Source organism: Aedoeadaptatus nemausensis (assembly GCF_903819165.1).
In the GTDB taxonomy this organism is placed as follows: Bacteria; Bacillota; Clostridia; order Tissierellales; family Peptoniphilaceae; genus Aedoeadaptatus; species Aedoeadaptatus nemausensis.
This window is the reverse complement of sequence record NZ_CAIJCS010000008.1, coordinates 79,437-99,151: the sequence shown is the minus strand read 5'-3', so window position 1 is coordinate 99,151 and position 19,715 is coordinate 79,437. Positions and strand designations below refer to the sequence as shown.

Below are 19,715 nucleotides of genomic sequence, written 5' to 3'. Positions count from 1 at the left end.
GGGAAGGGGCGAGTCCTTTCCCCTTCCCCGCGAGTTTACTTTCAGGTGATACGAAACCGACTCGAAACATCGTTTTAGAGAAATCTTATATTCATAAAATCTATCTCGATAACCTTTTCCTCGCCTTTTTGGAAAAAATGGAGTGGACCACGTTTTACTGCAAGTCTTTCATCATTCGCCAAAAAGTTTCAGAAAAACGGAAAGTTCAAAACCCGGCAATGAAAATTAAATCAGTCTATGATATAATCGAAACATAAAAACGTTTCCCTTAAGGAAATGTCACGATAGGAGGAATTATTCAGATGAAAGTTTATAATACCAATCAAGTGCGTAACTTGGCTTTAGTCGGTCACAGCGGATCGGGTAAAACCAATCTTACGGAAGCTATGCTCTATCAATCCGGCGCGACCAAACAAATCGGCCACGTCGATCAAAAAAATACCATGTCCGACTTTACAAAAGAAGAAAAGGACCGTGGAACATCTATCGGCACCAGCATTATTCCTATCGAATGGCGTAAGATGAAGCTTAATATTATCGATACGCCGGGATACATGGATTTCATCAGCGAATCCATCGGCGCCCTTCGTGCGGCGGAAGCAGCCCTAATGATTATCGACGCCACTGCAGGCGTGCAAGTGGGCTCCGAACGTATGTGGAAATATACGGAAGAAATCGGTCTTCCGAGAATTATTTTCGTCAATAAAATCGACGGCGAAAATGTCAATTTCCGCAATCTTATGGAAGAAATCGAATCCCTCTTCGGTAAAAAAGTTATTCCCTTCTCCGTACCCATCGGCGAAGGCGAAAACTTCGTCGGCGTAACCGACGTTATTTTCCAAAAAGGGTTTAAATATACGGAAGCGGCTCCCGCAGAAGTGGAACTGAGCCACGATCAAATTAAAGCGACCGAGCGTATGTATGAAGAAATCGCCGAAGTTGTCGCCGAAAGCGACGAAGTCCTTATGGACAAATACTTCAGCGGCGAAAAATTCACCCGTGAAGAACTCCTTCGCGGCGTAACCGCAGCTCTCTTAGAAGGGGACGCCGTGCCCCTACTCGTAGGCAGTGCGGAAAAAGGCATCGGCATCGATATTTTATTGAATACCATCGTCAACTACATGCCTGCACCGGACGACGAGCGCGCTCACACGGGATTCCGCTACGAATCCGGGGAAGAACGCAGCATCTCCAGCGACGAACCCTTCTCCGCGGTCGTCTTTAAAACCATTACCGACCCCTATGTAGGAAAAATATCCGTCTACAAAGTATTGAGCGGCTCCATGACGAAAGACACGGGCCTCTGCAATGTATCGCAAGAAAAAGAGGAAAAGAACACCGGACCCTTCGTCATCCGCGGGAAAGATCAATTGCCTGTAGAGGCTATTCACGCCGGAGATATCGGCGCCATCGGCAAGTTGACCGCCACTAAAACCGGCGACACCCTTTGTGACAAGGCCCACCCGGTAATTTACAAACGTGTCAAAATGCCTCAACCGGTATACTTCTACGCTATTGAAGCGGCGTCGAAAAATGATGAAGAAAAGCTCACCACCTCTCTTCGTAAACTTCAAGATGAAGACCCGGGCATCGTCATCGATCGCAATCCCGAAACCAAACAAATGACCATCGGCGGACAAGGCAATGTTCACCTGGATGTTATTTTAGATAAACTTAAAAACACCTTCGGCGTCGAGGTCAACAAAGTGCCCTTTATTATTCCCTATAGAGAAACCATTCGCGGCACGGCATCCGTACAAGGGAAGCACAAAAAACAATCGGGCGGCGCCGGCCAATACGGCGACGTCTGGATTCGCTTCGAACCGACGGAAGAAGACTTTGTATTCGACGAAGAAGTCTTCGGCGGCAGCGTGCCGAAAAACTACTTCCCGGCCGTTGAAAAAGGCTTGGAAGAATCTATGGAAAAAGGCGTCCTCGCAGGCTATCCCGTGCGCGGCGTAAAAGCCGTATTATACGACGGCAGCTACCACGACGTAGACTCCAACGAAGTCAGCTTTAAAATGGCGGCATCCCTTGCCTTCAAAAAAGGTATTGCCGAAGCCAACCCCATTCTACTGGAACCCATTATGCGCGTGGAAGTCACCGTGCCCGACGAGTTCATGGGCGATGTTATGGGCGATATGAACAAGCGTCGCGGACGTATCCTCGGTATGGATCAACACGCCGGCGAACAGCTTATCATGGCGGAAGCGCCTCAAGCGGAAATGTTCGAATACGCTATCGATCTTCGCGCCATGACCCAAGGCCGCGGAACTTTCACAATGGACTTTGAACGCTACGAAGAAGTTCCCGCTCATTTAGCGGAAGAAATCATCGAAGCAAGAAAAGCATAACTGAAACATCATCCCCCAAGTCGAAAAGCTTGGGGGATTTTTTTGTGAAATAGAGCGAAAAGTTAACTGAAGCCGAGGAAAAAATTAAGTATAATACAGAAAAGAGGTGAAAGAATGAAGAAAAGATCGAGGGAATGGAGCGGAATGCTGGCTGCGAATGTTATTCTGCAAATGGCTCTATACATAGCCCTATGGTTTCTTGGCGACGCCGGAAAAGAAGGGATCATTATATTTTTTGCCTTTGCCGATCAGATTATCTTTTATATCTGCTTAAACGAAGGGAGACGGCAGTATTTTAAACGAGGGAATATAAGCTTTTTAATGCCGGCCTTTTATTTTTTGCTGGAACCCTTAGTTTATTCTTATACTCGTGATATTTACCTCGTGCGCTACTTTTTTCTTTATTTATTTGTAGCTTCTTATATGGAAATGCTCTTGGAAGGTCGCCGTGATCTTACGCCTTTTCGACTCTTTGCGTGGGCGTATTTTCTCGGCATCTTACTGTTGGAAAGAACTTACGGTTTCGACGCTCACTACCTCTACGTGGCGAGTATGGTCATTCTCTGCGGATTTCCTACCGTATTTTATCTCCTCAATTTAAAGGATATACACCGCCATACTCTCTACAGTTTAAAGATCATTCCCGTGATGTCTCTTTTTCTAATGATCTATCTCATTTTTTATCATATGAGAGGAGGCTTCCTACGGAGTCCCCAAGTGTTTGGCGAAATAGCCATGATTCCGCCACTGATCGCTCTTTTGATCTTTCTTATGATCAAGGGAAGTAAACCCGATGGAAAACAAGTACTCTCCCTCGTAAAAATTCACACCATCACCTTGCTTATCGCCTTCACCTCCATTCTTCTTGTAAAAGTAAACTTTTATGATTATAAGGCGAGCGCAATTCAAGGGCTTCAACTCAGCTTTATTTTTCTCATGATTCGATCATACGGGATGTATTTCGGTCTTATAAAAGATAAGTTCGGAACATTCCGGGAAATAGGGAATGAGAGCAGACTTCTCGATAAATATGACCAGCTCTATGTTCAAAAAACCAATCGCTTTCTCCACGACGATGTGCTACAGGATATTATCCTCGCACATAAACTGACTCAAAGGGCGGGATCCTTCGACGAAAAAGAGCAAATCGAAACAGTTTTGAAAAACAGCATTCGAACCATACGTGAAGAGATCAATTTAAACGATCCTCTGTTAGATTACGGAGACAGCTTAAGTGATCACTACTATGGTCTGATTAACGAATTGCGGACAAAATACGGGAACAAAGATATTCTTATTGACTTTAACTGCCCGGAAGATTTAGTATTGCCGTCGCCTTACGATCGGGCTGTCTACAAAATCATAGGAGAACTTATTAGCAATCTCTTTAAACATTCCAGAGGTTTCTATAGCGCCATGGATCTTCGAGCGGAAAAAGGCGCCGTTCGCCTTCGTATGAGAAATATGGGCGACAGTTTGGAAGCTGAAAATGACGGAGGTAACCATATCGGATTAAAACTCATCACCATGGAAGTTCGAAAATTGGACGGAGAATTTACCATCTCAGAAGAGAAGGGAGGAGAGGAGCCGGTGCTCGCATTTTACGTAGACATTCCCATTGCAAAGGAGCGAATTTATGAAGATTTTATTAATCGAAGATCATAAAATGCTGGGCCAATGCTTAAAGGCCGATTTTGAATCCCATGGATGTAGCGTCCAAACTGCAGATTCCGTAAAAATGGCAGAGGATAAAATGAAGGACAATGACTACGATCTCCTTCTTATGGACATTAATCTTTCCGGTTTCGGAGAAGGAGAAAACGGCTTGGATGTAAGTGAAAAGCTTATTAAAATCAACGGAGCGAAGATTCTCATCCTGACAGGCTACGATAGGGAATATTACCGCGAGCGGGCAGAGAGCATAGGATGCTACGGCTTTATTTCTAAAGAAGAGACTACGGAAAAGTTGATGGAGATTATGAAAGCTATTGTGGAGGAAGACAAAAAATACTTTTCTCGTGGAGAAAAAACGTGGGAAGATCTTACCGCCGGTGAACTTAAAATACTCCGACTTTACGCCACGGGAAAATCACGCAGGGAAGTGGCGGAGGAATGTTTTATCTCAACCTCGAGCCTCGCCGTTATACTCAATCGAATTTACGAGAAGCTCGATGTGAAGAATTATCAGGAAATGGTGCAGCGCGCCCGAACCATCGGCTACATCGACAGCTTTTAAAACGATACTAAAGTTAACTGAACCCGGCTTCGAAGCATGCTAAACTAGAGAAAAGGAGGAGCTTATGATTCAAAAACTCGACATTAAAATGACGGCTTACACATTAGGAGCGTCCTTGCTCTTCGGTTTTTTAAGAACCCTTTTCCACCCGGCCCTACCCAACAGTATCGGCCTTACCGTAGGTTTTGTTCTCTTCGTGGCGTCCATGGTAATCTCCGGCGTAGAGATTAAAAGAGATCTGGAGATGTTCTACGCCTACGCCGAAAACTGGAACGGCGGCTTCTTCAACAACAGCGCCCTTATCCTCGGCATCTCCAATTTCTTTTTTGCAAAAGACTACCCATTTTATCTTACGGCCATTATCTTGAGTGCAATTTATCTACTGGCCCGCATCATCTTAAGGAAAAGTTTTAAAAGCTGAGGATCATCATTTGACTCCATAAGGCGGGCTTAGTAATATAAGTCTATGAAAGAAAAAATTTACTTACTATACTTCATCGCAAGCTTCATGGTGTTTGCGAGCCTCATAGACACCGCGCCCAATATGATGTGGCGATTAATTTACAGCATCCTCCTCGTTCTTTCGGGTCAAGGAGCTGTCGACAAAATTCGGGAGGTGAAGCGTGGAAAAGATTCTGAATAATTTAGGAAAAATCGCCTTCATCTTAACCGTTCTCGGCGTGGGATCTCTTGTGGCCGTGGTGTTAAGCGGCGCCACCTATCCGGACATGCTTTTCCGCGTCCTTACGCCCGTGGGAATCCTGTGCACTTTTGCTGCCTTGGCTCTCTATATAATGCAGTGGATCCGCACCGTCTACAAAACCTACAAGAGAGGAGAAAAAACTGCGGCGACGATCATTCTGATCCTCGGAATTGCGGTTATCGTCTTTTCAATTTTCCGAATCTATACGAAATAAACTGCGACATCGAAAGATGTCGTTTTTTATTTATATAGAATAGTTTTAAACCATGAACAAACCATATAAAATGTTTAAAAAAACAGTCAATAGTGACCAAATAAGTAAATATTTTTGCCCGATATATGCTATGATAACGGTGTACCAGTATATGCAGCGAGGCTGCATTTCAAGGTCTTTAACAGTGGATAGATAAACTTCCATCGATCACGAGCACAATGTGGTGAAACTAACAAGGGAGGGGTAAGCACAATGGAAGTTCGCAATTATGTCAAACGATTTTTGGCGATGGCAATGGCGATTATAATGGTAATGACATCGTTTCCATTTAACGCATATGCAGCCGGAGAGGATCACAATAATTTAGACAAGAGTAAATCGGAGATTATTAATAATAATAAGAATCCCGTAAATCCTGTGAAGGCAGACAATGCAGCTGATATAATAAAAAATCCCGATCAGCCTGAGATCTATACCTTACGCACCGATTATAAAGTGCAAAAAGGGGATAAGTACGAAATCAACTACCAACCCTATATTGCCAGCGTCGGCGCATTGGCAACAGAGGCTGAAAAAGGGAAAGTTAATAAAATAATTAAACTTCCCGATCTTGCAGGTTACGATAAGTCCCAGCTGGACGATGAGTACAAAATTGATTACGACACTGTAAAAAATGCCGGCAACGGTAGCCAGGAATTCAAATACAAGGCTAAACCGAATGAAATCAAGATCAAGCACCTCTTCCAAGATATGAATGACTTTACCAAGTACACAAATCCCGGAGGAGAGGACAAGCCGGAAAAAATCACTACTCAAAACGGCAATACCGGATCCACAATGGAAGTAAGCCCTCTAAATGAAAATGATAGAAGAGGATTTGTTCCGGAAGCGGATTATATTACCATGCAAGTGCCGGAAGATGCGACAGATTTCGTATTGGAATATCGCTATAACCGCGCCCACTACAATGTGGACTTCGATACCGCCGACGGCACACCGCTTCCGACCAGAACCTATTACTTTGATCAAGAGATTCCCAAGATAGAAAATATACCGACTAAAGTCGGATGTGAACTCCAAGGATGGATGCCGTCTCACGATCTGAAAACCACAGGCGGCAAAACTTACAAAGCGAATCAAATTATAACAAAGGCAGACGGAACACCTGCCTTCGATTTAGATGTCCATCTAAAAATGCCGGGCCTTTTATTAGGCAAGGATGAGAAGACGAGGGAAAGATTAAAAATCACCGCGGTCTGGAAGGACAAGGAAAAGGCAGACTACGCTATTCAATTCTGGGTAGAAAAATCAGACCATGCTGACGATGCAAGTCTTTTAGAAAAATATGATTACATGGGAACCCGTGTCCATAAAGATGCCGATACAGATAGTACACCAAATCTGGATGCAGAGCCGGTAAAGGGTTTAAGATTCCCGGACTTGGACCAAGCTCGTTTAGAAAAAATTTGGAATGGTGCGACATTCAACAGGGGAAAAAATAAATTCCTGGACAAGTTCTTTGTTTACAATAAAGGATTGACAGACGAGCAAAATAAAGACTCTGAAACAAAGGTGACAAAGACCGTATCCGCCACGGGCAAGACCGTCTACAATATCTACTACGACAGACAGGTCTATGATCTTTACTTTACCAAGTCCAATGCACTATCTGATAAAGAAACCTTCTACCCTAAAATTTATGAATATGACGAAGCACAAGGTGAAGCGGTAATGAAGGGTGGCCCCGGCAATCTTTTCCACTACACAGCCAGATTCAATGAAATGATGTATAAGTGGCCAGACGATGCCATGCAAACAAAGGGCTTCAGCCCCGGTTGGCAATCTTATGGATGGGGAGCAAACTATTCGATACCCAACTGGCCAGTGCATCTAGACACGCCTCCCTATAGGCTTAATGCCGATGAATTTTTAGACATGCCAAACTATGATACCTGGGGCGGCTATGTGAAGAAAATAGACAAGGGCGACGGCACCACAATGGATTTAGATACATTCGATTTTACAACCCTTTCCTTCGGTATAAAACAGCAGGAGGCCTCCATCCCTCACCATATGGACTTTTGGATGGATGGCTTTAAGCCCGGCGAAACCATCATACGTTACGATCTTGTCAGGACCAAGGCGGATACCGCTAACTTGGGTTATGGCCACAGGTACCCGAGAGTAGAGGGCTTTATGCCTTATGGCTATAATCCTAAAGAACAATGGCCTGTAATCCACGAGGGTCAAGTGGACAATGGCCGTGTGACTGAAGCTGAAATTGATGAACTAAACGACGAGCGGGAGGAAATCACCCCCAACAATAGTGAGTCGCGCTATAACATATTTGGCATCAAACTCCCTCTTGGGCAGCTGAGCTTTATACCCGCCTTCTTTAGCAATGCCGATGAATATGGCGATCCGTTAGGTGGACCAGAAAATGCATTTAAAGAAAACGGCTACCTTCGTTACAAATATACTCGCAACGAATATCCACTAAGATTCAACTACGATCCGTCAATTACCAGAGACGACAGTTATTTTAACTCTACAAATCAACTGGACACCTACTACCAATTCCCGCTCAAGGCCTTAAGCCCTGATGTAGATGAAAACGATGAGTATAAGAAAGTAGACACAAAGGAAGGACCTAAAAACCTATTAGACAATCCGGAAAACTTAAACAAGTTAGGTCTTACCGATCTCGTCTATACGGATTCGAAAGATGACAAACTAAAAGTAAAAAGACCGGAAGGCCTTTCCGACCAAATGGTTTTCAAAGGCTGGGCATTGGACCCCGCCGGCACAAAACTTATTTGGGAAAACAAGGACGAAACTATGCCCTTCCACCCGCTCAATCTCTACGCCAAGTGGGGAGAGCCGGACTTTAAGTGGAAAGTAACCTTCGATCCCGACGGCGGAAGACTGAAGACCATTAAAGAAGAAAATCTGACGACAGAACGCAAGACCATCCAAGAAGGAGACATAGGCCAGGAAGAAGTAAACACCTATGCAAAAAAGGCTATTTAAAAGAAGAGCCTACTACACCGGACGGCAAGCAAATCTTTACAGTAGTCCAAAGACAAAAATTGGTAAAACCTGTAGAACCTGTAAAAAAAGGCTACGACTTTATGGGTTGGGAAGTTATTCGCTATAAGAAAAATGAAAAAGGTGACTACACCGATGAAGTCGACACTTCCTACCGTGATCGATACGGCGTTCCGGAACTTTATACCTTCGGTAACGACGTCGTGTCTCCTATTTATCTGAAGGCCATTTGGAATCCGAACCAAAGGGTGGATGTAAAAGTCACCCACCACTTCTTAGATAAGGACTGTAAAGAAGACGGAGATCCCCTTGTAGAATATCTCGAAAACAAGAGGACGGGTTACTACACCGCAACGACAGGCGATCAACAAGGCCAAAAATGGATACTTGCACCTCATGAAGAGTTAGAAAAGTCTCAAGATGATGAAATCAAAAAACTATATGGAGACTACAATAAGATTCATGGATTTAACAACACCTACTTCCAAAACCAACGTATTGAACCTGAAAAGATTAAAGATCCGAATTCGGGAGAAATGATCGCGAACCCCGAGTATAAAGGCAATGAATTCCACTTCTTCTACAGACCGTTTAGACAACGTGAATACACCGTCAACTATCTGGATGAAAGAGGGAAAGCGGAAGTTGAAGCATTCTTTGCAGACTTGGACCTTATTTCTACCGACGGATTGTCAGGTGATGCTCTCTTAGAAGCAAATAAAGAAAACAAAGCGAAATTTGAAGCGAAGAGATCAGAATTAGAAAAAATTGTTGAGAAATATAGGGTTGTAGATCCGGAAACTGTTACAAACGGCAACCGCGACTACGACGCGAGAAACTATAGGCCTATCCCGGGTTGGAAGCTGGTGAGCGATCCGCAACAACAACTTTTCTTCGATCTTAACGAAGGAACCAATGAATTTTTAGGCATCAACGGCACCGGCGGCGATCAACTATTCTTCTATTACAAAGACGTACGAGTGATCGAAGTGCCGAAAGATGATCCGGTACCGGATGGTTATGTAAGAGTAACCTATAAGATAGATGAAGAGTTCAAGGGAGGAGCTTTTACCGACAACACCGGAAAATCTGTAACAGAACTTCATTATGATGTCATTGAGGGTCTCAAGTCCGATCTTCTCCCCGTTCCGCAAGAACTTAAAGAGGGCGAAGAAAAAGCATCCGGCAAATACTATGTCACCCCCGATGAGGGTAAGAAATTTACAAAGTGGGATGAAAAACCATTATTAAATGCCAATACCATCATCAATGAGAACCACACCTTTACCGCTTACTTTGAATGGTCGGGACTCACGGCTAGGGGATTGGTAACCACGGAATCCTTCAAAGATACGAACGGTACTTGGATCAATAACTTTGCTCCGACGATTGAACAGTTAAAGAAACAACTCGTCTGGAAGGAAAAGGATCTAGTTAAAGATCTTCCGGCCGGAACAACCATCCGATTCTTAGATGAAAAGGGTAATGAACTGACGAAAGACGATCAAGTCTATAATTTAGTCAATGAAAAAAAAGCCGCTGACAAGGATGAACTCGTTCGTACCGTCAACATCAAGGTAAAAGCCACCTTTAAAGATGGAAAAGAACCCCAAGAACTGACGATTCCAATTACGGTCTACAAAAATGTCTATGAAGCCCTTACAACAGGCGAGAAACCTTTATTCTTATCTGATGCAGAAAAGGGCGAGTTGAAAGATATAACCGGTGAATATGTAAAAGTAACGGTAAATCCCACAGGAAAACCGGGGGAAAAGGACAGTAAGATCTACTATGTCAATCCCAAGGCATGGGTAGAAATTCCTGAAATTAAATTAACTGACGAAGAAAAAGCGAACCTAGGCTTTACAAACTGGACAGCAGATAAAGATGCCCAAAATGAAAATGGAATCTATGACTTCGATAAACGACACAAGTTTACTGAAGAAACAGTAATTTCACCGGGTTTTTCTAAAGACGTAGTTCCTCAAGAAGGGGAAGACAAACCGAAAGTACCCGATAATTTTGTAAAAGTCATCGTCAAGACCACGGACAAGGCGACAAGTGACTTGACGCAAACTTTCTGGGTCAACCCGACGAAGGAAGTAACTATTCCGGTAGCTAACCCGACAGGTAAATCGAACCAAGAAGTAGATATTCCAAAACTTGGAAAGAAAAAAGTCAACTATGTATTTAATCAATGGCAAAAGGTTAAGGCCGGCGAAGTGGAAGATAGCTTAACAGAAGTCAAACCGGCAGAGAAAATCGACTTGTCGAAGAATAAATATACCGACAAAGTCACCGTTATCGAAGCCTCTTACTTTGAAAGATTTGCTGCAACGCCAATCGTTAAGCCGATCAAAACGGAAGAGCTTCACACACCTGAGGGCAAAGAAATTACGGACAAGGATTTAATAGGAAGAATCACTCCACCGGAGAATAAAGAGATTGAATCGATAACAGTTGTTGAAAGTCCGGATCCTTCAAAGCCGGGCAAGCAAGAAGCCAAGGTAACCATTAAATACAAAGACGGTTCCACCCAAGGCACCAACGACAAGCCCGTCGTCATTCCCGTCGAAGTCCACAAAAACATCATTCCCGAAGCACCGGGCGGACAAAAGCCGAAAGATGCCCTCGATAATTACGTCAAAGTCATCTTTAAGGCAGGCGAAGGCGGATCCGTAAGCGGAAATTTAGTTTACTATGTAAGCCCGGAAGTTGAACTGGATATGACCGAATCGGCAGGCAAGGTTACCAAGACCCCGAGCGTCGGTTATACGGCTAAAGGCGGAACTTGGTCACCTGAAATTAAGTCCGAAAAGATCACTGAGGAAAAGACCTACGAATTTAACTTCGTTAAGTTAAAAGACATCGTCGAAAAAACCGACGATCCGAACCAAGTGATCCCCGAAGGCTATATCAAAGTCACGTTCAAGACGGACGGCAACGGCAAGGTAGACGACAAAGATCAAAAAATCTATTACGTCAATCCGAAGGCTGAGATTACGCTGAAAGTTTTAGGTGATGGCGAAAAGGCAAACGACAAACAAATAGCAGTTCCCACGCCGAAGCCGAATGCGAACTATACCTTCAAAGAATGGCAAGAAAACATTGACGAAAACACTCCCGTCACAAGTGAGAGAGTACACGTCGCCATTTTCCAATCGGGACAAGTAATATTAACTTACAAATCCGGAGAAGGTGCAACAGGCGATGCTCCTGAAGATGTAACAGTAAACTACGGCACTACCGTCCAATTGGCAGGAAAGGGTAGCTTAGTTAAAACAAACTCCGAATTTGCAGGCTGGAAACTCGACGGCGAAGACAAGATCTACCAACCCGGTGATTCCGTAAAACTTGAAAAAGCAAGAACCGTCACGGCTCAATGGAAACCGGTGGAACACACCGTCACGTTCGATACTAAGGGCGGAAGCGATGTTCCTGAGCAAAAAATCCAACACGGCGGCAAGCTGAAAAAGGATAAAGTCACCGACCCGAAGAAAGACGGCTTCGTCTTTATGGGCTGGAAAGAAAAAGACAAAGAAAACGAAGATGCCTTCTTTAATCTCGACAGTCAAATCACTGCAGACAAAACTCTCGTCGCCCAATGGCAAGAACCCGTTCAAAAAATCGACGAAGACGCGAAAGTCGAAGAACAATTTATCAAAGTAACCTTCAAAGAAGGCGACCACGGTAAATTAAAACTTGCCGATATTGAACAAGATAAACCGGTAAGCTACAAAGTTGCAAAAGACTATGATCTTAACAAGGCAGTTCAAGCGGGATTAGTCGTCCCGGACATCGTTTCAGCAAAATACTACAAGGCACAAGAGGAAAATGCCGGTTGGGATAAAGCACTTGACTTAACCCTAGTGGACGGCGAAAAAGAAAAAATCTTTACAGCACAATACGTTCCCGAAGCCGACGTCATCCCCATCGATCCGGAAGTCACACCTGATGACAAACTTCAAGAAGATAAGCCGGAAGGAATGGTATTGGTAACATTTAAAGTAGATGATAAAGAAGCCTATATGAATGGCATTACAAAATACTATGTCGAAAGAAACAAAGAGGTTAAGATTCCATCGCCTGTAGTATTTAATAAAATTAAAAACTACGAATTTAAAGGATGGATGTTCAACCATGAAGTTACCATGGAAATAAAAGGAAGCTTTGATAAAGATACAGTAATATCTGACAAAATTCTGGAAAAACCGGAGATCCATGTTAAAGTTCCGACAGCCGGCATGGACTTAATAAAAATCGAACAACTGACAGAAGGTGCTCGAGGAAAATTAGAAGTTATCAGCGCCGGACAAAGCAATGTATATGACGATGCTAAAATCGAAGTCCGAGTAAGACAAGGACGTAGAATGGTCAAGAAAGAAGTACATGGCTTTAGTCTGGACAAACCACTCAATAAGGGCGACAAGATCAACTTCTGGGCAATCAATGAAAATGGCGAATCTGATATGTATCAGTATATTGTCCGATAAGGAGGAGAAATGACAAAGAGAACAACAGCGTTCCTTCTGGCACTATTGATGGTTGCGCAGGTATTTGTACCTAGCGCAGCCCGTGCAGAGAAGGCAAGCTTGCCTAATCCGAAAATGGACAAGAGTCTTGTACAAGTAGGAAAGGTAAGTGGGAAAGATTATCCTAAGCTGACAAACAAAGTTATACTGGACATCCAGAAACAAGCGACGGAAAATAGCAGAAAGAATCTACAAAAAAAATCCGGAGCAACAAGATTTAACACTCCCTATTTGCCAGGTCAGAATATTCCGGATAAGGATAAGCCGAAAATCGTCGGGAAAGTATCTGCAGATTTCAAGACAAAAGGATTGGACGGCGAAGCATTCGATTGGGAGGGCGTCTTTGGAAAAGATTCCAACGGCAATCCGGGAAAAGCAAAACTTGTTTTTCAGCAATGGCTGAACAATAAGGAGACAGATGTTTCTTACGAGCTTGAAGTAAGCGAGGACGGAACATATAGTTGGAAAGACTGGGAAGGTCAACCTGCCAGAATTCCTCTTTATTCGAAAAGCTTAGAACCCTACACCTATTCGGTTTATTTAGATCAAAATGTATCGGAAAAGGTTAAGCTGCTAACCTATCGCATTGCGGGAACTCCCGGCTCCGGCGGCTTTGAAAAAGACCCGGAAACCGGATTACACGTAGCCGATATCGTCATCGACCTAAGCATTCAACAAGTGGCCTCTACGAAATTTATTTCTGAGTGGCATACGGGCCTGGCTGAAGATGCAAGACCGCCGGTGAATGGGGAGTTCGATAACAAGATCGACGAGTACCCGGGATACTTCCCCTTCTCCACAAAAGATGGGGGATCTATTATCATTCGAAATGATTTTATCAACAACTCGGATTATGTTGATCCCGGCTACAGCGAATATTCTTCTTCGGATTTAGTGAAAACGCCTGTAGTAAAAGTCACTGAAGGGATTGAGTTTGTAGATGAGAATGATGAAGAAGGAACTCCCACTTATAAATTTGACGAAGCAAATAAAACTATTATGACCTTAGATGGAGCGCATAAGTTCAAATACGACTTCACTTACGACGTCATTAATGGCGGGAAGCTCACCATGACGGAAATCTTGCCCGTGACCTTCGACGCCAATGGCGGGAAGTTTGACTCCATTACAGATGCGACTGCCGATCAAAAGATCGTCAAGGAAGTGGAATATAGTAAAGACTTGACAAATGATGTGGAAGTTCCTAAGAAGGATCTTGAAACATTTAAAGGCTGGGCGACAGCCAAAGATGGAAAACCACTTTCTGAAGAAGATTTTAAGGCTGCTATCAAAAACATCAAAGAAGCGAAAACCTTCTATGCCATCTGGGACAATAACGAAATTCAAGCAGAAGAATTGACTGTTAATGAATCTTTTAAGGCTGACGGTGCAACAGAATATACTAATGACTTTATTCCGACACTTGATACCTTAAAAGGACAAGTCAAGATTAAAGACGCAAGCGGAACTCCACAGAAATTAGCGCAAGGTGATACCTTTTCTATAGTTGATGGAGAAAAAGAGTACGCAACTGATGCTGAACTTAAAGATTATCTTTATGGAAAATTACAAGAAAAAGATAATTCTAAGGGTGAACCTACCAGAGTAGAAACTGTTAAGGCAAAAGTTACTCATGCCAATGGTACGAGCCAAACTGTAGAAATACCCATTAAGGTCATTAAAAATATTTACGAAGCCAAGACTTTGACGGAGAAGCCTTTCTATGTTCCGGAAAACTATGTTCAAGTAACTCTTGATCCGACTACAAAGGCATCCGATCCTCAAAAGACTTATTACTACGTGAATAAAGAAGCACATGTTGTTATTCCCGGGGAAGATCCCACGGGTGCCGGCGATAACAAGTTCCTCAAGTGGACGATTCCGGGAACCCCGGATCCTCAAGAGTATAAGCTTTCAGAAAGACATCAATTTAAGGATGCAATCACCATTACGGCGCAATATGTTTCCGATGTGATTCCGCAAGAAGGCGATACAAAGCCCGAAGGCGTGCCGGACAATTTCGTTGAGGTCACTTTCGTCCCCACGGACAATGGGACGATGGAAGGCGCCAAAATCTTCTGGGTCAATCCGGAAAAAGAAGTCACCATTCCCGTAAAGAATCCGGTAGGGAAACAATACTTCACATTTGAAGAGTGGAAGATTGGCGATGTTGCCACCGGAGAAACCTACACAGTAGGGACGCCTAAGCAGTTTACTGACAAAAACGGAACCACCATCACCGCCACTTATGGAGAAGCGAAGAATATCATTCCCTACGATCCAAAGGAACCAATCACAAGACCCGTAGGATATGTAAGAGTGACCTTTGAAGCGGAAAAGGGCTTGAAGCTTACGGAAAATAAAGCGTACTATGTAAAACAAGATGCTAAGGACGCACAAGGTCAACCGCTTACCTTAAAAGCTATTAAGGATGACACAACAAACTATGGTTATCCGACGTATTCCGAGGATACGGGCTACAAGTTCGACAAGTGGGACAAGGAAGACTCTCTTGTCATCGAAACGGCGGATATTGTCGTTACGGCCAAGGGGACCAAGTTGGATAATGTTATTCCGGAAAAAGATAAAAACGGAAAGACGAATGAAAAGCCGGAAGGCTATAAGGAAGTTACTTTTGTTGTAAAAACAGAAGATGCTTCTAAGGGTTCCATTGAAGGCGTAACCAAGTTCTATGTCAACCCGAAGGAATATGTCACCATCAATCCGCCGTCAATCAAGGCCAACACAGGCTATGAGTTTGGCGCATGGGATAAAGATGCGACTCGACCTACAGTTTATGAGGAAGATATAACTATCACCGCAAGTTTTAATGACCCTAATGACGTCATTCCCAAAACGAAAAAGGATGAATCCGAAAAACCTGCAGGGTATGTAACGGTAACCTTCCTTATCGATCCGGCAAAGGGCGGAAGTATCTTACACACCGAAACCAAGGTTTTCTTTGTCAAGCCTAATACGGCAGTGGCTCTCACCCCACCGAAAACAAAAGCTGAAACGGGCTATGAATTTGATAAATGGCAAGTTGGTGACAAGCCATTTTCTAAAGGTAAAGTAAGTTATGATGAGGATACAACGGTAAAGGGAAGTTTTAAAACACTCGAATCAGTCATTGACGGCAATAAACCAAAGCCTGCTGGATATGTTACTGTTATTTATGACAAGGGTAAAAATGGTAGACTGGCCGGTCAAACAACCTATCATGTAAATCCCTATGCCGGCAAAACTGTAGGAGATTTAGCTCCTGAAGTAAAGGCGGACTTAGGCTATAAGTTTACTGAATGGTCCTTTAAAGACACTTATGTTTTCACTAATATTTCTGATGGGTATTTCATTTATGCAAAATATGATGAACTCGGTGACGTGATTCCAAAGACGAAAGAGGACGAATCGGAAAAACCCGACGGCTATATTACGGTTAAATTCTCTACAGAGGATAACGGTAAGATAGCGGACACTGACAAGACGGAAAAAGTTGTCTACGTTAACCCGGAAAAGGGTGTCGTTTTGAAAGGGCATGATCCGAAAGTTACACCCAATACCGGATTTGATTTTGCGGATTGGGATACTCAAATAGAAAAAGCAATCCAATACAAGGACAATGATGTTATCAAAGCTAAGTACAACGCAAAGGGCGATGTGATTCCCCAAGAAAAAACCGACGGAAGCGACATGCCGGCAGGTTATCTCACTGTCACATTTGATAAGGGCGAACATGGTGAATTAAGTGGCAAGACCGTTTACTACGTGAAGCCGAATACGAAAGTGACGGTTCCTGCGCCGACCGTAACACCTGTAATGGGTTGGAAGCAAAAAACAGGTAGCGATGCTTGGGATAAAGCCTTAACCCAAACATTTGCTGAAAACACAACGATTACGGCCCAATACGAACCCCTCAAGGATATGATTCCTCAAGAAAAAACTGATGGTTCGGATAAACCGAGCGGCTATAAGGTCGTAAAGTTTGTAGGCAATCACGGCTCCTTGAGCGGAACGACTGTCTACTATGTCAATCCTAATAAGGAAGTTGACTTTACAGAAACAGTAAAAGCTTTTACCAAGACGCCGGACTTTGCTTATACGGAAGTCGGCGGAACTTGGAGTCCTGCTGAATTTAAACAAAAATTCACTGCGGATGAAACTACGTTTACCTTTAGCTTTAAAAAGCTTGGAAATGTCATTCAGAAGACAAAAGATGATGAATCTGAAAAGCCCAAGGGCTATGTAAAAGTGACACTCATCCCGACGGATAAAGCTACGGATCAGACGATTAAAGTTTTCTTTGTCAATCCGAAGGAAGAGGTAACCATTCCAAGTACGGATCCTGTGGGTAAAGAGATTACCGATGCAAATAAAAACACCTACACCTTTACGTTTGCGAATTGGAGTTCGACGAGAGGTGTCGTCGGTACATGGAAACCCGGTGAGACGATTAAAAGTACGTTCACCCAAGATACGGATATTACCGCCGAGTATGGCACCAAGGTCAAGATTGAAAAACTTGTCCCGGCGCCGGTACCCAAGAAAGATATGATAACGCCTAAGGGCGTTGTGCCGGATGCGGGAGACCTTATTAAGAACGTCCCAGGTAGCGAAACGGATCCATTGCCCGAAGGAACGAACATCACTTATGTAACAGAACCAAAAGTGGATAAAGACGGCAGCGTTACTGCCAAGGTAAAAATCGAATATCCGGGTGGTAAAACGGTGGTTGTAGAAGTTCCCATTACCGTCGTAAAAAATGTTGTTCCTCAAATGGGTACGGACAAGCCGACGGTTCCCGATAACTACGTCATGGTTAAATTTGTCATTGACCCTGCCACGGGCGGCAAGATTGCAGATAAGGAAACTACGATTTATTATGTCAATCCGGACGAAGCAGTGACCATTCCTCAACCGAAGACGATCGCCGACACAGGCTATTCGTTTAAAGGATGGGATAAAGATACTAAAACACCTGTGAAATATGCTATTGAAACTCAGATTAAAGGCAGTTTCACACAAGGTAAAGACATTATCCCTCAAGAAGAAAACGGAAAAACAAATACTAAGCCCGATGGCTACGTCACCGTTACCTTCGAGAAAGGCGCTAATGGAAGCCTCGAAGGACAAACTGTTTATTTCGTCAATCCCAAAGTAGAAAAGATATTAAACGATGTACCGCATCCCACTATTAAGCCGGCAACCGGTTTTATAGCAAATGGATGGGACACAAACGATACGACGGAAATCAAAACCGATATCACCGTAACGGCACAGTATCAATCTAAGGACGATGTCGTTCCGCAAATGAATGACGATGGATCGGAAAATACGAAGCCGGATGGCTATATTACGGTCACCTTTGACACCACCGATATAGGCGGAAATGAAAAGAAGACTGTCTTCGTCAATCCGAATAAGCCTGTCGTATTAAAAGGTTATGAACCTCAAGAATTTAATATTAGGAAGGGTTTCAGTTTTGCTCGATGGGATTCTTCCATTGATCGACCTACCGTATACCGAGACGGAACGGTCATTAAAGCCCTTTACAATGAACCCTGGAATATTTCCACGACGGAAGTTCAAGGCTATGCAAAGGTCGAGTTCGAGCCCGGCGATCACGGTAGTTTAAGCGGCACGACGGACTATTGGGTAAAACCTGATACTGTCGTAAATCTTCCCGCGCCGGCAGTCGAGCCGAATACGGGGTATCGCTTTGCAGGATGGGATAAGAGCTTGGTTGTAACTTTAAGGGCAGATGATCCGACCTATGTTATTACGGCAACTTATTCCAAGATAGAAAAGCCCGTAGAACCGCCTGTCGTACCGGATAAACCGAGGGAGCCGGAACGTATTGTAGAAACTCGCGTGGAAACCCGCGTAGTGGAAGTTCCCGTTCGCGATCGCAATTACCGCAAGGAAGTCTGGTATATGTGCGGATTTGAAGGAGACTTCCGACCCTACGAAGGATTGAAGCGTTCGGAAGCCGCTCAGATTTTAGCCAATGCGCTTAAAGAGGACGGTTACAAATACGATCCCAATTATCCTATCGATTACAAGGACGTGGGCAAGAATTGGTATAACGAAGCTGTTCGTATTACGACACAAGCTAATGTATTTGTAGGTTATCCCGACGGTTACTTCCGTCCGGACGAAAAGATTTCCACGGTAGAATGGATCGCCACTTTACGTCGTTTCCAACAAATCGCCGAGGAAGACGGCAACCACATGAACTTGCGTGCAGGCCACTGGGCTACAGCGGAAATTGAAGCCGCATACAAGGCCGGATGGCTGGATATTTATCCTCAAGGTCTCGCGAAGTTTAAGGCGGATGCCCCCATGCCTCGTGAGGAAGTGGCGGCGGTAAGTAATCGCGCGTTTAACCGCGTAATGGACCGGGATTATATTCGTCGCAACGATAAGAACTTGATGCATTACCGCGATGTGAAACCCTCCATGTGGTCTTATGACGACATTCTTCTTGCAAGCAACACTTTTATGCACGATGGTCGATTCTTTAAGGCACACACCATTACCCAAGATAATGTGATCTTCAATGTAAACATCGACGGTCTCACCATTACGCAAGATCTTTTCCAACGTATTAAGCGTTAGGTAATCCCCATAT

Annotated in this window: 7 protein-coding genes and 1 pseudogene; all 8 read left to right on the top strand. The window is 43.8% G+C overall.

The genetic code is table 11. The features are described 5' to 3' along the window. On the top strand, positions 1 to 257 hold a 257-nt coding region (locus PEPTYR26121_RS00640), incomplete at its 5' end, for a hypothetical protein (RefSeq protein WP_218956300.1). Between the two features lie 45 nt (positions 258 to 302). Beyond that, on the top strand, positions 303 to 2,354 hold the full coding sequence (gene fusA / locus PEPTYR26121_RS00635; RefSeq protein ID WP_180498215.1) for an elongation factor G: 2,052 nt from the start codon (positions 303 to 305) through the stop codon (positions 2,352 to 2,354). Between the two features lie 114 nt (positions 2,355 to 2,468). Continuing rightward, positions 2,469 to 4,019, top strand: coding sequence for a sensor histidine kinase (locus PEPTYR26121_RS00630; protein ID WP_180498213.1), 1,551 nt, complete (start codon positions 2,469 to 2,471; stop codon positions 4,017 to 4,019). After that, on the top strand, positions 3,991 to 4,590 hold the full coding sequence (locus PEPTYR26121_RS00625; protein ID WP_180498211.1) for a response regulator transcription factor: 600 nt from the start codon (positions 3,991 to 3,993) through the stop codon (positions 4,588 to 4,590). Before PEPTYR26121_RS00630 ends, PEPTYR26121_RS00625 begins: the two co-directional genes overlap by 29 nt. Positions 4,591 to 4,654: 64 nt before the next feature. Next, positions 4,655 to 5,011 carry a hypothetical protein gene (locus PEPTYR26121_RS00620; protein WP_180498209.1) on the top strand — a complete coding sequence of 119 codons (357 nt, stop codon included), beginning with the start codon at positions 4,655 to 4,657 and terminating at the stop codon, positions 5,009 to 5,011. Positions 5,012 to 5,213: 202 nt separating this feature from the next. Further along, entirely contained in the window at positions 5,214 to 5,507 is a 294-nt protein-coding gene (locus PEPTYR26121_RS00615; RefSeq protein WP_180498207.1) for a hypothetical protein, read from the top strand. Positions 5,508 to 5,759: 252 nt separating this feature from the next. Beyond that, positions 5,760 to 13,048: pseudogene (locus tag PEPTYR26121_RS09250) on the top strand (InlB B-repeat-containing protein). A gap of 9 nt (positions 13,049 to 13,057) precedes the next feature. Then, entirely contained in the window at positions 13,058 to 19,702 is a 6,645-nt protein-coding gene (locus tag PEPTYR26121_RS00600) for an InlB B-repeat-containing protein (RefSeq protein WP_180498203.1), read from the top strand. Positions 19,703 to 19,715 lie beyond the last annotated feature (13 nt).